This is a genomic window from Vibrio sp. 10N.222.54.E6 (genome assembly GCF_041473955.1).
GTDB lineage: Bacteria > Pseudomonadota > Gammaproteobacteria > Enterobacterales > Vibrionaceae > Vibrio > Vibrio tasmaniensis_A.
Window position 1 is genome coordinate 234,120 of sequence record NZ_JBFRTD010000028.1, and the last position, 14,784, is coordinate 248,903.

The 14,784-nt window shown below is 44.6% G+C and carries 10 protein-coding genes; 7 read left to right on the plus strand and 3 right to left on the minus strand.

The window, feature by feature from the left end; genetic code table 11:
- Nucleotides 1–192 precede the first annotated feature (192 nt).
- The 6 genes from AB4513_RS16765 (at nucleotide 193) to AB4513_RS16790 (ending at nucleotide 8,991) form a co-directional block, all read left to right on the plus strand.
- Nucleotides 193–2,304: an LruC domain-containing protein gene (locus tag AB4513_RS16765; RefSeq protein WP_102257514.1), complete on the plus strand. Its 2,112-nt coding sequence runs from the start codon at nucleotides 193–195 to the stop codon at nucleotides 2,302–2,304.
- A 12-nt stretch (nucleotides 2,305–2,316) separates the two neighbouring features.
- On the plus strand, nucleotides 2,317–2,850 hold the full coding sequence (locus AB4513_RS16770; RefSeq protein WP_009845611.1) for a hypothetical protein: 534 nt from the start codon (nucleotides 2,317–2,319) through the stop codon (nucleotides 2,848–2,850).
- 226 nt (nucleotides 2,851–3,076) lie between these two features.
- Nucleotides 3,077–4,840: an ABC transporter ATP-binding protein gene (locus AB4513_RS16775; protein ID WP_102257513.1), complete on the plus strand. Its 1,764-nt coding sequence runs from the start codon at nucleotides 3,077–3,079 to the stop codon at nucleotides 4,838–4,840.
- Nucleotides 4,834–6,618: an ABC transporter ATP-binding protein gene (locus AB4513_RS16780; RefSeq protein WP_009845609.1), complete on the plus strand. Its 1,785-nt coding sequence runs from the start codon at nucleotides 4,834–4,836 to the stop codon at nucleotides 6,616–6,618. The genes AB4513_RS16775 and AB4513_RS16780 overlap by 7 nt, the downstream gene beginning before the upstream one ends.
- A 129-nt stretch (nucleotides 6,619–6,747) precedes the next feature.
- The gene (locus AB4513_RS16785; protein ID WP_009845608.1) at nucleotides 6,748–7,587 is read left to right on the plus strand and encodes a tetratricopeptide repeat protein; all 840 of its coding nucleotides are present in this window, start codon (nucleotides 6,748–6,750) and stop codon (nucleotides 7,585–7,587) included.
- Between the two features lie 147 nt (nucleotides 7,588–7,734).
- On the plus strand, nucleotides 7,735–8,991 hold the full coding sequence (locus AB4513_RS16790; RefSeq protein ID WP_009845607.1) for a peptidoglycan DD-metalloendopeptidase family protein: 1,257 nt from the start codon (nucleotides 7,735–7,737) through the stop codon (nucleotides 8,989–8,991).
- Nucleotides 8,992–9,091: 100 nt separating this feature from the next.
- On the opposite strand, the gene AB4513_RS16795 is transcribed toward AB4513_RS16790, so the two are convergent.
- Together AB4513_RS16795 and AB4513_RS16800 are read right to left on the minus strand one after the other, a co-directional pair.
- Nucleotides 9,092–9,412 (minus strand): heavy metal-binding domain-containing protein, encoded by a 321-nt coding sequence (locus AB4513_RS16795; RefSeq protein ID WP_004730185.1) that lies wholly within the window; start codon nucleotides 9,410–9,412, stop codon nucleotides 9,092–9,094.
- Nucleotides 9,413–9,484: 72 nt separating this feature from the next.
- Nucleotides 9,485–10,399, minus strand: a complete 915-nt coding sequence (locus tag AB4513_RS16800; RefSeq protein ID WP_009845606.1) for a LysR substrate-binding domain-containing protein — start codon at nucleotides 10,397–10,399, stop codon at nucleotides 9,485–9,487.
- 91 nt (nucleotides 10,400–10,490) lie between these two features.
- On the opposite strand from AB4513_RS16800, the gene AB4513_RS16805 reads away from it, so the two are divergent.
- On the plus strand, nucleotides 10,491–11,510 hold the full coding sequence (locus AB4513_RS16805; protein ID WP_009845605.1) for a DMT family transporter: 1,020 nt from the start codon (nucleotides 10,491–10,493) through the stop codon (nucleotides 11,508–11,510).
- 30 nt (nucleotides 11,511–11,540) lie between these two features.
- Here the strand turns inward: AB4513_RS16805 and AB4513_RS16810 are convergent, their stop codons facing one another.
- Nucleotides 11,541–14,564 (minus strand): HD domain-containing phosphohydrolase, encoded by a 3,024-nt coding sequence (locus tag AB4513_RS16810; RefSeq protein ID WP_102257512.1) that lies wholly within the window; start codon nucleotides 14,562–14,564, stop codon nucleotides 11,541–11,543.
- Nucleotides 14,565–14,784: the final 220 nt, after the last annotated feature.

The following is a 14,784-nucleotide window of genomic DNA, read 5'->3' on the forward strand; positions in this document are numbered from 1 at the left end:
TGAAACGATCGGAAACTTGGCTTCTCTTTTGCTTCTTTGTATTAAGCAGCTCGCTTTATCGGCACCAACATAATAAACAAAGATGCGAATAGTTTGTTTCAGAGTTAACTGAGACGCTTCTTTAACTTGCCGTTCAGAGTTCACACACTTTTCAAGGAAATCGCTCATGCGAAGAAGAAGTCGAGGTTTACTATGAAATACAAGCAAGTTATTTATCTTATGACGGCCGTTGCCAGTGCCCCTGTCTATGCAACGACGGTAGATTTGGACTTTTCAAATCATGTAGAGGCGACGAACGGCAGCAGTTCGTGGGCTGGGCCAACCTATGATGGATCTTCGATGCACTTCCTCAACGTTGGTACACATGATGGAAAAACAATAGATGCCAAAGTGTCTAGTAGTGTGTTCGGTGATGCGACATTTTTGTTTCATGCTCCTAACTACAAAGTTGGTGCAACACAACCCTCAGGAGATATTGGTTTTCTCTATCAAACTAACTCTGCGGGCTCTGCAGGTCTAACTTATACGTTTGAATTTTATGATGGTACGGATGGCCTCTCAGGTACGTTCTCAGTGCCTTATACACTTCCCGAATTTGACATGATTGGCTATGACATTGATGGCGAACCCGTGCAGTCGGAGCAAGTAAGAGTGTTTAAAAGTGAAGGTTTCTACAGTTATCAACTTGGTAGTGCTAGCGCGAGTTTGACGGCGGAAGAGAGTGCCGATGGAACGTCGGTTCTATTCACCGGGCCAGGTACGAACTATTCGGAAACCGACACTTCCGGTGCTGTAAAATTCACCTACAAGAATACCTCGATTGTAACTCTACAATTTGAAACGGTTACGAGCAGTAGCAGTAGTTTCCCCAACCCGATTTTCTCGGCATTTGACGGTAACTGGGACTTATCTGGGTTTACTACGCCAATAGAAAGTTCAGATGAATCTGATTTTGGTGACGCTCCTGATAGTTATGGAACGTTGCAGGCGAGTAACGGTGCTGAGCATGCGATATCTTCCACACTGTACTTAGGTGCTAGTGTTGATGCCGATACAGATGGCCAACCTGGTGCATCATCCAACGGCGATGATTTGGATGTTGGCGGAAATGATGAGGACGGAATTACATTGTTGACGAACCTTGAAGTTGGCTTAGACAGTTTAATTAATGTCAACGTTGTGGGGAGTGGTTATCTGCAAGCTTGGGCTGACTGGGATATGAATGGATCTTTTGAGGATGACGAGCAGTTACTAAAAAATCATTCTGTTGTAGATGGAAGCCAAGTCGTCCCTATTCGAGTGGGTGATGATGCTGTCGTTGGGAGCGTACAAACTCGATTCCGTTTAGCGAGTAGCCCTAACATTCCGAGTGACGGTTATGTTGGTGATGGTGAAGTTGAGGACTACGTGTTTAACGTTACGGATCCTGGCACAACGGTTCAACATTCGAATTACTATACAGCGGCCTTCGAAGATAATTGGCCAGAAGTTGGTGACTTCGACTTAAATGACGTTGTGGTTTACTACCGCACCACCATTTTAAGTAAAGAGGACGCAGTGCTTCGAATGGATATTACGGGAACCATAATGGCCTACGGTGCTTCTTATGGTAATGGACTGGGATGGAAGCTTGATGGCTTCGATGAGTCAGATGTCGATCTTCAAACGGCTCGAGTGCAAAAGAATGGCGCGACTCGGGTAAATATTTCGCCGTTTACGGGTGAAGACAAAAGTGTTGCATCGCCAGGAGGAGACCTCGTTGTTGTCGCGTCGTTGAACCTAAAAAATGATCTGCCGATTAACGGTGAGTGTATGTTCCACCGCACTAACCCTTCTTGTAGTCCGACTTTAGAAGCTGACCAAATGACGTTCAGTATTTCTCTGCCGTTTGCTTCTGGAAACGAGCCCACAGCGAGTTCACTGATGCCATTAAGTGGCTTCGACCCATTCATCTTTGGTGCGGGAGCGGGTTATTACCATGGTGACAGTTTCTCTACATCGCCAGGGAAAGACTTAGAAATCCATACTGCGGACTTCCCACCAACGTCGCGTGGCACGTTAGTGAGTGATTTCTATGGTATTGCACAAGATGATTCAGACCCGTCTAGTGATAAATATTACCGAACGACACAAAACATGCCTTGGGGTATCTTAATTTCATCACCTTGGAATCATCCATCAGAATACATTGATGTTAGTGAGGTGTACCCCGAATTTGCTGAGTGGGCTACATCAGGCGGTGCTTCAAAACCAACGTGGTACCAAAACCCTAACGCCAACAAAACTTGGTCAACGGAAGATTAATCAGGAGGATTTATGAAAACAATCAAACTAATTTTGAGTGGTGTAGGCTTTGTATTCCTTTCAGCTTGTGGCGGCGGAGGTGGAGGTGATAGTACCGCTTCATCTCCAAGTGCTGTCGCTCCTCCGAGCAATACTACGGCTCCGGTCCCCGTCACTCCTCCGAGTAATTCGACCGTTGGTAGCAATAACGTTGTGGCACCTGCTCCAGTAGTGGTACCGCAGTCTATTAAATCATCTGAGTTATCTATACCGGAAGGTTTTGATTTTTCTACGGAGAGAGAAGTGTCTGTAAACGTTGACGTAGCAAGCTCGCAAAGTTCTCGAGGTTTTATGAGTATTTATACAGAGTTCAATGGTGATGTTGTCGATTACACCTCACAAGTGCTGAGGAGCCCAATCAATCAAGATATTGATTTCTCTACAACTCTCCTTTTACCCAATCATGTTGATAAAGTATGGGTTGAAGTCTGGTATCCGTCGGCAATGGGAAGTGAAGTGAAACTCCTTGTAAATATTGAGGACGATAATGTAGACGTGATTCTTTAATCTTTATCTTCTACCAAACAACGTTACCGCTATTTAGGCGGTAACGTTGTTTTAGGCGCTTTTGTTGTGAATTTTTCTAACATCGAGACCTGAGATAACCTGTATAAAATGAATGGAGTGATATTATCAATCCGGTGTTTTAGGTGTATCTTTACTTAAGTGACGCTCGTTTCTAGCTTTACGAAATCACCAAAACTCGGTGAGCCTGCCCTAAACAAAGAAGACTATGAATAAAAGACAGTTTGTTGCCCACTATTTGCGCATGAATCGCCCCTCGTACTTACTGGCGATTGTGTTCATTTTTCTCGTTAACTGGTTACAGGTAGAGATCCCTCGTTATATCCAACTTGCCATCGATCTTATTGAGGATGCTTCAACAACGGGCCATCAGCAGCTTCAAACCTATGTTTGGATCGTGGTCGGCATGTCGGTTGCCATGGTGGTGGTGAGAATTCTGTCTCGTATCTATGCGCTTAATCCGGGGCGAATTACAGAAGCCGCACTAAAGAGTACACTTCTACAAAAGCTGAATCGCTTACCGAGCAGCTTTCATGAACGTTTTGCATCTGGTCGGCTAATTTCAATCATGAATAATGACCTTAGCGGCATCCGACTGATGTTTGGTGTGGGGTTTCTTCAGTTCTTCAATGCGTTACTCGCGTTATCGCTGACACCTCTTTATATGTGGCGTATATCGCCAGAACTCACACTGTATTCGATTATTCCTATCTCAATCGCTTTTGTGATTTTTCGGGTGGGCTTCAAGCGTATGAAAACGCTGCATTTAGAGCACATGAAACGTCTGCAAAACCTGTCTGCTCAGCTAATGAGTTACCTGTCTGGGATTGATTTGATTAAGAGCCAGCAGATGTCACCTTGGGTGAAAGCTGAAACTGAAAAGCTGAATCAGTTATTACTTGAATGCCGCCTTATAATTACACGTATTCAAGTCTTCTTTATGCCAGTACTCGACTACGCCAATGACCTGATGAAAATCATCATTCTTGGGCTCGGTGGCTACATGTTAATGAGACAAGAGCTAACCCTCGGTGAGATTACTGCCTTTCTGACTTACTCGGTTTTGCTCGCTATGCCATTGATGCAGCTTGGCAGAATCGCGACCATTTATCAGCGTGGCATGGTGGGTATTCAAAGTGTACAAACCATTCTTAATGCCAAAGTTCCAGACCTTGATGAAGATAAGCTCACTGAGTTAGATGTTGAATCTCTGAAGGGAAAAACGTTTTCTATTCGCAACCTCAGCTTCAGCTATTCAGGTGAAGAGCGTCTGATTCTCGATGACATCAGCTTTGACATTCCAGCAGGTAAGAAAGTGGGTGTGCTAGGCGGAATCGGAGCGGGTAAAACGACATTAGTGAATTGCTTGAACCATCACTTGGATGTACCAGAAGGTTCGGTTTTTCTTGGCGAAAGAGATGTCACTAGCTTCTCGCGCAGTGATTTGCGCCGTTACGTGAAAACCGTGACGCAAGACCCTTATCTGTTTTCTGCAACCGTCGAAGACAATATCCGCTTCGGTAGCTTAGATACTGACTTGGCAAAGAGTCAGGTTGATGAGGTTTTAGAACTGAGTCAGTTAGCCAATGACGTTACACGTTTTGAGCATGGCGACCAAACCTTAGTCGGTGAGAAAGGGATCATGTTGTCGGGTGGTCAGAAACAGCGCTTGAGCATTGCGCGATCTTTATTGCAACCCACCGACCTGATCATCATGGACAACGTTCTATCGGCTGTCGACTATGAAACAGAACGTAAGATTTTAGAGGGCTTGTTTAAGCGCTTGGAAAATCAATCGGTACTTGTGGTTTCACACCGTGTTAATGCCCTTGAATATATGGATGAAATTATCGTGTTGAACGAAGGTAAGGTGATTGCGAAGGGCGACCACGCGACGTTATTGAAAACGTGCGATTACTATTACGATACATGGCAGTTACAGCAGAATGAAACGGAGGCAGCAGCATGTTAAAAGGTGTTGATCTCAAGTACCTCAAGCACTTTTTTAAGTTTGCTAAGAAATACAAAGGCTCTGCGATTCTGGGCATCGCTATGCTTCCTCTTTCTGTCATCACGAGCTTGTTGTTCCCTTGGCTGATCATTCAAGTGATCGATGTTCACCTGAGTCATGGGGATATGGATGGTCTGCTCGAATACGTCTTCTATCTCGTTGCCGTGCTGGTGGCGAGCTATGTGGTGGATACCACCTATTCGTACAACCTGCGTAAAACCGGGCAATACACGATAACTGACATGCGCTCAGTGTTGTTTGCTCGTGTGCTCAAACTACCACGCAGCTATTTTGATAACACACCGATTGGCGTCACGCTTTCACGACTAACCAGCGACTTGGAAACCATCGGCGAGACGTTTGTTCAATCGGTTGTTGGTCTAGTGAAGGACAGTATCAATACCATTGCTCTGTTGGTAATGATGTTCTTCATTGATTGGCAATTAACGATGATTGTTTTGATCATTATGCCGCCTGTGATGTATTTGACGGTGTACGTGAGAAACCGACTTCGTGAACTGTACAAGGTGACTCGTTCTTCGCTCGCTCGTGGTATTGGCTTTTTACAAGAAGTCTTATTTGGTATGAAAACCGTTCAGATGTACCGAGCGGAAGATCAAGTAGAACAGCGTTACCAAGGCTATACCGATGAGTTTTTAAGAGCGCAGAAAAAGATAAATAAATACGATGCGATTTTGTTCTCGTTTATCTCTGGCATCACCTCTATCACCATCGCAATTATGATCTGGTATGGCTCTGAGCAAGTGATAGAAGGGGCACTCACGTTGGGTGTGCTAATTGCGTTCATCAACACCTTAGAGAAAGTGTTTGTGCCGATCCGTGACTTTACTTCGCAGATTGCTTCGATTCAGAGTTCATTTGCAGCGTTTGACCATATTGAAGAGCTGTTTGTTGAGCCGACTGAAGAAGAAGGGCGCAACCTGTTGCTATCGAGCAAGGTTGAAAAACAGCTCGAACAGTTTGTGAGCCTAGAGTTTAAGAACGTGAGCTTCCGTTACAAAGACGACTCTCCTTATGTTCTAAATAATGTATCGTTTTTATTGGAGAAAGGGCATCAAATCGCGCTTGTAGGTTCGACGGGGTCAGGTAAGTCGACGGTTCTGCGTCTAATCTCTAAAACCTACCAAGACTATGAAGGCAGCATTTTGTTGAATGGATTAGAGCTGTCTCAGATCTCAAGCGAAGACTCTGCTCATTTGTTCTCAATGATGATGCAAGACGTGCACTTATTTGAAGAGACCATCCAATTCAATATCGCGCTGGGTAAAACGCATCTATCTAGAACTGAGGTTGAACAGGCTGCGCGCTATGTTTATGCCGATAAGTTTATTGAACAATTGCCACAAGGTTATGACTTCCACTTGGAAAAGAACGGATCCAACTTGTCTGTAGGGCAAACGCAGCTTATCTCGTTCGCTAGAGCGGTTGCACAAGGTGGACAACTGATGATGCTTGATGAGGCGACCAGTTCGGTAGATTCAATCACCGAAGACCTAATTCAAAAAGCAATGCAGCGCCTTTTCAAGGAAAAAACCGTGATTGCGATTGCACACCGTTTGAGTACCGTTCGTCACTCAGATACGATTTTGGTGTTGGAAAAGGGTGAAATTGTTGAACAAGGTAACCATCGACAGCTGATAGCACACAATGGAATTTATGCAGGATTGTTGGAAGAGTCCGTGGTTGGAGGAATCGATTGTAGAAAGAGTCGATTGTAGAAGTGAGTGACTATCGAGCTATAAATAACTATTAACTAATACGAATAAGCCAAACTTGTCGACTTCCTAGCTTGTATGACTATTACAAGATACAGTTAGCCTAAAGATGAAACATATAAGGAATGTATAATGCTTCGAATCTTATTGATTGCAGTTATCTCGGTGTTCAGCACGATGAGTTTTGCAAGCGAAGAGGTTGAGTACTCAGAATTGGACTATTTAGATCGACCGTTGATGGAACGCTATATCTTGGATGAATTGAAGCAGCTAAGAATGGACCAACAAGATCTTGAAAGACGTTTGACTATTCAGATGACCGACCGTGAGCTCGCTGTGGCGGACAAATCGCTGAATTACGCCAACGTGACTGTAACCTATTTTTTCTACATTATTGCGGGTGTCGCTTCACTTATCGCATTAGTTGGGTGGCAATCGCTTAAAGAACTCAAGCACACAACCAAAGAGATGGCTGACCAGCGATTGAATTCTATCGCTCAAGAGTACGAGAAGAAGTTTAACGTTCTTGAAAGGGATCTAAAGCGTAAGACTCGAATTATCTCAGAGAACAACCGAGAAATTGAAATCATCAATGAAATACACAACTTATGGTTGAGAGCGCAAAATGCTCAAACCGCCGAGCAAAAAATTGAAATTTACGATGAGATCTTAAAAGTCCGCCCTGGTGATTTAGAGGCGCTCACTTATAAAGCTGATGCCGCAATGGACATGCAGGAATACCATTGGGCAATGAGCTTATGTAACCGTGTATTGGAAGTGGATGATCAAAATGCTCACGCCTTGTACCAACGAGCTTGTTCGTATGCAAGATTAGGTGCTGAAGGTCAGGCAATCGACGACTTAGAGCGCTCTATCGAAGCCAGTGGCTCAATGCGAGAGTTGCTAGCTGAAGAGCCAGATTTTGAGATGCTACGCGGCTTAGATCGTTTTGAAGCGCTTTGTGAAGAGTAATTATTTAATGGCATGGTGAGCTTCGTACGCTTACTATGCTTTTAATCATTTTTACGGAACGGTTTCTTACATTTCGCTTATTTTACTGAATCAATTGTTATGTTATAACATTTGAAAAGTTCATTGTGATAACCGTTAAGTATTTTTATGAAGTTCCTCCGCACTGGCCTGATTGTTACTGCTATCAGCGCATTTTCACTTGCTTTATATCTTTCTCTTTCTCCTGAACCACCAGAAGACATCGCTATCAAAATTACACCTTACCAAGGTGTGGTTTCGGCTGATGAGAAGCCATCGAGTTCAGACGTTGAGTCAAGTTCTCTGGTAAGAGTTCATTATTTTGTCAAAGTTGGGGATACACTCAGTAATGTATTTACCTCTTGGAAACTCCCTTACGGAACGGCTCAAAAGATACTTGAGGCCGATCTAGAATCACTGAAACTGGACACGATCAAGCCTGGTGATCATCTAGAGTTGTTGTTGGATAGTGACTCTAAGCAGCTAGTCGAATTGATTTACCATGAGAGCTTGGTTGAGCAGGCTGTTTACACAGAAAATGATGACGGTAGTTTTAGTTATCAGTTCATCGAGACTCCTGGGGAATGGAAAGAAAAGCTGTACGCAGGTGCGGTGCAGGGTAGTTTTTCCACGTCAGCTTACAAGGCCGGTTTAACCAGTGCCCAGATAGCCAATATCACTCGAACGCTGAAAGATAAAATTAACTTCTCCAAAGATCTCAGAGCTGGCGACAGCTTTAATGTTTTGGTTAAAGAGCAATACATGGAAGATCACTTAACGGGTAAGACTGAAGTGCAAGGGGTCTCTATCAAGCTACGAAATAGGGAAGTGGCGGCTTTTCTTGCTGCGGATGGACGTTTCTATGACCGAGAAGGGAATAGCCTTGAGCAAGCTTTCAATCGATACCCAATAGACAAACAATTCCGAAGAATCACTTCATCATTCAACCCATTCCGAAAGCATCCTGTGACTGGACGTGTATCGCCGCATAATGGTACTGATTTCGCCACACCTGTGGGTTCACCCGTTTATTCAACGGGAGACGGTAGGGTTGTGGCACTTCGTGACCATCCATACGCAGGGAAATACATAGTGATAGAACATAACAGTGTTTACAAAACTCGTTATCTGCATTTGAGTCGATTCTTGGTTAAGAAAGGGCAACAGATTAAGCGTGGGCAGGAAATTGCGTTGTCGGGTGCAACAGGCCGTTTAACAGGGCCTCACTTACATTTTGAAGTGTTGGTACGTGGAAGGGCGGTCGACGCGATGAAGGCTGACCTGCCTTTGGCAAGCTCTATATTACCGAAAGACAAGGGGACGTTCCTCGCTCGAATTGCCTCTTTTGATGAGATCATCTCTGAGCAAGAAGGCAGAACGAGTTAAATTCACTTCAGCCACGGCTTATCCTTATTCCAACCTTCTGGTGATAAACAAACCGAACGTTGGAATAAGCATTTATTGAATCACATGATTTCAGATTCGATTAAGCGACGACAACCGCTGTTCCGCTGGCTGATACCATCAACATGCCATTACCTGTTCCTAAGACTTCATAATCGATATCGACACCAACAACTGCGTTTGCACCCGCTTCAATCGCTTTCTGCTCTAGCTCTTTGAATGCGTAGTTACGTGCTTTCTCCAGTTCCTTTTCATAGGTGCCAGAACGTCCACCGACGAAGTCTCGAATACCTGAAAACATATCCTTGAATACGTTAACCCCTAGAATGGCTTCTCCGGCAATAACCCCTTTGTAATCGACAATGCGTTTGCCTTCGACAGATTGTGTGGTGGTAATAATCATAATGGCCTCTGTAAGTTAGATGGTTGGTTACTAGATGAGTTGTTACTAGTTGGTTTGTTACTTGATGATTAGTTACTCGCTGAGTTTTGTCTCTGAGCGTGTGAATTCATGCCTCAACCATGTTCTCAGTTTTAGCACACTTTCTTGTTTTAATTTGTTTTTTGGACAAACGAAATAGAAATCTTGATGGGGGTTAGCCACTGGCTCACTAATTTCGACCAACATGCCATGGCTGATGTCATCTTTCACAAACAAGCGGTGAGTGACTAATACACCAAGCGAACGAATGGCAGCCTGTACGGCTTGAATCGAGACATCGAACGTCAAGTTACTGTGGAACGTCGGCATGGGTATTTGGTAATGATCGCACCACACTTGCCAGTCATGCTGTCTTCTTGGGTTGAAGACACCAATGGTTGGGTTTTGTTTCACCAGTTGTTCAACGCTTAATCCCATTTGGTTTTTCAATAGTGCTGGGCTGCACACCAATACCAGATCATCGTCACCGAGCTTTTCGCTGTAATATCGGTCCCACTCGCTCGGTTTACCGTGCACCAGCGCGATGTCGACACCTTCCTGCTCTATGTCGAAAGTGCCCGTTAGCGTGGATATACGAATATCAAGAGAGGGGGCAAAGCTTTGGAATTCCGAGACTCGCGGGATCCACCAGTGCATGGCGAGTGAGTTCACCATGTTGAGGGTAATGCGGTGATCGTTAGGCGTTCTGGCAAGCTCTTCGGTGGCTTCTATCACCTGTTCAAGTGCGGGCGCAACCTTTCGATAATATCGCTTACCGGCGGCATTAAGAACAACACGACGACCTACTCGCTGAAATAGCGGTTTATTAACCAGTTGCTCTAGTGATTTGATGGCTTGGCTTACTGCAGAATGACTGACATACAACACTCGAGCAGCGTCGGTCATGCTGCCGGTTTCAGCAACAGCAATGAAAGCATAAACGGATTTAAGCGGGACGAGTTTCTTCATTGGTAAGTTTTCCTTACAGTTATGGTTAATATTACTCGCTATTTTTCATCACGTCACGCTTCTAAAATAGGTGTCATAGGAGGTGATAATTATGTCTGATATTACCAAGGCGACGACTTTCATGTTGTTGTCGACGTTCAGTTTGTCTTTGAGTGGCTTGATGGCCAAGTATCTATCTGAAGTGATGCCAATCTCGTTACTCAGTTTTGTGCGTTTTTTGTTACCCAGTCTGTTCTTATTTTTATTCTTGATGTTTTACAAAATAACGAAACCTTCACTCGATATGTGGAAACCTTTGGTGATGCGGGCGATCTTTATGGTGGCGTGTCAGTGGTGTTTCCTTACTTCACTACAAACCTTAACGCTGGTTGAAGGTGTGGTGTTATTCAGTACGGGTCCGCTGTTTATTCCGTTGTTAGAAAAATTAATATTCGGAACCAAGATTCATACAACGACTATCGCATGTTTAGCCATTACATTTTTCGGCGTAGTGATGATGGCAGGGGATTGGTCGCAGTTTGAGTTTGGTTCGGAATTCTTTAGGCCAGCGCTATTGCTAGGGTTATTGGCGGGTGTGTTTAATTCAGGTTCACAAGTGAGTTTGTATCGAGCATCCAAGACTAGCCTGGCACCCGCAGAGCTTAACGCGTGGACGTTCTTGGTCGCGGCAATCTTTGTGATACCAATGGTTGTGTTTACTTCAGTATCTGCGGATCCAGATATGCTTGAGAGTGCTGCGGGCAATGGAACCTTTTCGGCTCTGCTATCTTTTGAAGGCTTACGCTGGATTGGGCTTGGCGCTTTTGGATTGGCTCTATTTACTATTAACACGCAAATCTTCCGCTCGAAAGCGTACAAGTTGGCAGACAGCGGTTCTCAGTTGGCTCCCCTAATTTTCACGAACATGCTGTTCAGTGCGTTATGGCAGAGCTTGTTCTTTGATGACGTGTTTTCATCTCAGCAGTTAATCGGCATCAATTTGATAGTCGTGGCGAGCATAACCAATACTCTATTGGCTAAAAGACACAGCAAAGCAAAAGCCAAGCAAACACCTCGATCTGCTGTGGTTGTAGCAGATGCTGCGGTTTTGGACTCTGCCGTTAAAAGCTAAACATTGAGGCTGAAGATTACAGACAAAAGCCTAGAACAATGAACGAATGTACTCTTTTACTCGGTCGATGTGTTCGTTTGGTTCAATCTCGCAACGCTGTTTAGTCTCTAGGAATCGCTCAGCGTATTTGTCGTAGATTTTGTTTTCTAAGAACAGCAAATACAGCTTGGGATCGATATGACCGCTGGTGGCCATGTCGGTCATGATGTTGAGTGATTCGCTTAGGAGTTTGCCTTTCTTATACGGGCGATCACTAGAGGTGAGCGCTTCAAAGACATCAGCAATGGCCATCGCTCTGGACGGTAGAGGTAATTGGTCTTCGCTTAAGCCTCTTGGGTAGCCCTTGCCGTCGATACGCTCGTGGTGTCCGCTGGCGATATCCGGAATATTCTGGAGGTAAGAAGGATAAGGCAGCTTGTTAAGCATGGTGAAGGTTTGAATAATATGATCGTTGATCATGAAACGTTCTTCATCGTTTAACGTGCCACGACGAACTTTCAAGTTGTGCAGTTCACCTTGGTTGTATTTGACCTCTCCTGGCTTAAGCACAAACGCTTCTTGCCATACATCGGCAGGGTTAAAGCCATTGTCCCAAGGTATTTTATGCTCCGGTTTGTCTGCAAGCAGAGGCTCCATGACGGGCAAACCCTCTTCCTGCCTCGTTGGCTCAGTTCTGTCTTTCTCAACCGACTCTTTTTGGGTGTTAAATCTCTCTTTTTCAGACCAAGACAAACCCAATTGATCATCCAGTGTACGTTTCCATTGGCGTTTGGCTATTTGATCTAAGCGTTCTAGCTGCTCTTCCGTCATAGATTCGCCGCCAAGGTTGCACTCAGCAACGAAGGCAAATTCTTCATCCAATTCTGACAAGCTTTGTTCGAGGATCTTAAGCTGCTCCTCTTGAAGCGCTCCGTTCGCTATAGCTTTCCAGTAATCGGTTTCCGCTTGCTGTTTCAACAGCTCAAAACGCATCCGCACTTCGTGGATTCGGTCGTAAATGGTTTCAAGTTTTGTCGCTTTGTCTACGACATACTCAGGTGTGGTTACCTTGCCGCAGTCATGAAGCCAAGCGGCGAGCATTAACTCTTCCCACTGTTTACTATCCAATGAGAATTGCGGGTAATAACGGTCATCATCAATGGTTGCTTGAGTCAGCCATTTGGTCAGTTCAGGCACGCGTTGGCAGTGCCCGCCCGTGTAAGGTGATTTGGTATCAATCGCTGATGCAATCAACTCGATAAAGGCATTCAGCATGTCTTTCTGTTGCTGCATTTGGTCAATGTTATCTTTGGCTATTTCCGCAAAGCTGAGCAGTTCTCGTAAGAAGGCGTGCTTGTCTGCCTGCATCTTGGTAATCGGTCTTTCATAGCCAATTGCGACGATACCCACCAACAACTTCTCACGGTTTAATAGTGGGAACAGGTACAGATCTGAATTGAAGATCGAATCTTGGTAATAGTTGAGAACATTGTCTTCTCGGTTTAAGTGGATGGTTTCTCCGGATTTAAGCTGGCACAGCAACCAAGGGGTGTGCTTGATGAAGTCATTAATGTCGGCCTTAAAGGGAAGAATGGCGAGGTTCGCGGCCGTATCAAACACATCTTTCTCTTTTGATTGAGTGAAGAGGACGATGGTTTCTGCTTTGGTAATTAAATAGCTTTGATGAGCAATATTTTTGGCTAATATCGAAAACTCCTGATTACCTGCCGTGTCTCGAAGTAGCGTAATAAGATCATGAAGTGTGTGTTCCATCAGCTCAATTGAGTGGGCGAGGTTAGCCACTTCTTGAATCATGCTTTTGGGATAATGAGTTCGCCTGAAGTCAAATCGTGCGATGTTGTCGGTGAGTTGCATCAGCGTATTAAGCGGCTGAGACAAACGATTGGCGACAAACCATACGATAGCGAAGCAGATGAACAACATCCCAATCGCGACGGCGACTTGCTTGTCACGCATCGAGATAAGATCAGAGAGCAACTCATTGTGTGGCGTAGCCTCTGCCAAATATAAAGTGACATCCTGAGTGAGCTCAACAGGAGTTAGCGTTAATGCCCAAGTGTTTAAGTTGTACTCAACGTTTTTTAGGTTGAGGCTTAATTTCTCCTCGTCGGAGATAAGTGGTGCTATGACGGATGCTTTCAATGCTTCCATCTGTTCACGCTTAGGCACATTAAAGAAGCTTTGGTCTTGCTCACTACCAGAGAGTTTCCCTGTCGTTTGGTTATTCGTTTTCTCAGTTTTACTTGTGTCGTTAGGCTGGGAGGTAAGCTTGGGAATCGATAGATCAAGTTGATGTTGGCCGAGAAGATTGAAATGTTGATCGAACAGAGCGAGTCGGGTTTGTGGAGAGTAGGCCAATTCACTGATCTGGGAAGAGAGAGATTTCAACGTGAAGTCGGCACCAACGACATGCTTGCCATCCAAAGAACGTCTAGAAAGCGTGATGCCATTGGTTTGCAGGAAATAGAACAGGTAGGGCTCAGAGAGTTGTATTGAGCCGTCAGGCTTTGCGTTACGAAACCAAGGTCGAGTCGTGGGGTTGAACTTACTCTCGGCTTGTCGGGTACTGATCACTTGGTGTGCGCCATCGAGAAAGGTAATAAAGTTTTCACCATCTAGATTGGTGCTGCTGACCATCATGGTAGCTTTGGCGGGAGCGTTGTTGTCGGCTCTCTGTTTATTGGTGCTTAGTGGACGAAAGATTCTAAAGTCACCATCTTCAGAACCATAAAATAGAGCGACCAAATTGGTGTTTTGTTTGAAGATGATATCGACCGAAGCAAGCCAAGAGTCTTTTTCGACAGCGGAAGTTTGATGAGCAACAAACGGGCTCACCGCCATCACATTTAAGGTTGTGATGACAGGGGCAATGGCTTGTTTAAATACTGATTCCAGCTTGTCGCGATGCTCATTACTGATCTCGCGCACTGTGCCTAACAGCAGCTCTTGGGAGTGCCGATAACTTATCGAAATCAATACCGCACCGACAAGTGTTGTCAAAATTAGGAAAAGGCTAGTGATGTGGATACTCAGCGGATATCGTCTTCTTCTCATCTAACACTCCAGTTTGTAGACTGGTTTAAGTATTGACGAACTTGGGTAGGTTGCAAAAAATTGGCGTAATTACCGAGTATGATCGATTTTACTTAGATAAGAAAAGCGTTAGCGTCTTCTGGTAGCCACGTATTCCCGTGTCGTGTAAATGAACACCTAATAAACCTTTATGTTTGGGTGCTAATTGTCACTTTCAACTGATAAACTGGTCGAATTGTTG

What these genes read in the sequence shown, in the direction of transcription:
- AB4513_RS16765 (WP_102257514.1), top strand. Translation starts at nt 193, where the DNA reads ATGAAATACAAGCAAGTTATTTATCTTATGACGGCCGTTGCCAGTGCC.
- AB4513_RS16790 (WP_009845607.1), top strand. Translation starts at nt 7,735, where the DNA reads ATGAAGTTCCTCCGCACTGGCCTGATTGTTACTGCTATCAGCGCATTT.
- AB4513_RS16785 (WP_009845608.1), top strand. Translation starts at nt 6,748, where the DNA reads ATGCTTCGAATCTTATTGATTGCAGTTATCTCGGTGTTCAGCACGATG.
- AB4513_RS16795 (WP_004730185.1), bottom strand. Translation starts at nt 9,412, where the DNA reads ATGATTATTACCACCACACAATCTGTCGAAGGCAAACGCATTGTCGAT.
- AB4513_RS16805 (WP_009845605.1), top strand. Translation starts at nt 10,491, where the DNA reads ATGTCTGATATTACCAAGGCGACGACTTTCATGTTGTTGTCGACGTTC.
- AB4513_RS16810 (WP_102257512.1), bottom strand. Translation starts at nt 14,564, where the DNA reads ATGAGAAGAAGACGATATCCGCTGAGTATCCACATCACTAGCCTTTTC.
- AB4513_RS16775 (WP_102257513.1), top strand. Translation starts at nt 3,077, where the DNA reads ATGAATAAAAGACAGTTTGTTGCCCACTATTTGCGCATGAATCGCCCC.
- AB4513_RS16800 (WP_009845606.1), bottom strand. Translation starts at nt 10,399, where the DNA reads ATGAAGAAACTCGTCCCGCTTAAATCCGTTTATGCTTTCATTGCTGTT.
- AB4513_RS16770 (WP_009845611.1), top strand. Translation starts at nt 2,317, where the DNA reads ATGAAAACAATCAAACTAATTTTGAGTGGTGTAGGCTTTGTATTCCTT.
- AB4513_RS16780 (WP_009845609.1), top strand. Translation starts at nt 4,834, where the DNA reads ATGTTAAAAGGTGTTGATCTCAAGTACCTCAAGCACTTTTTTAAGTTT.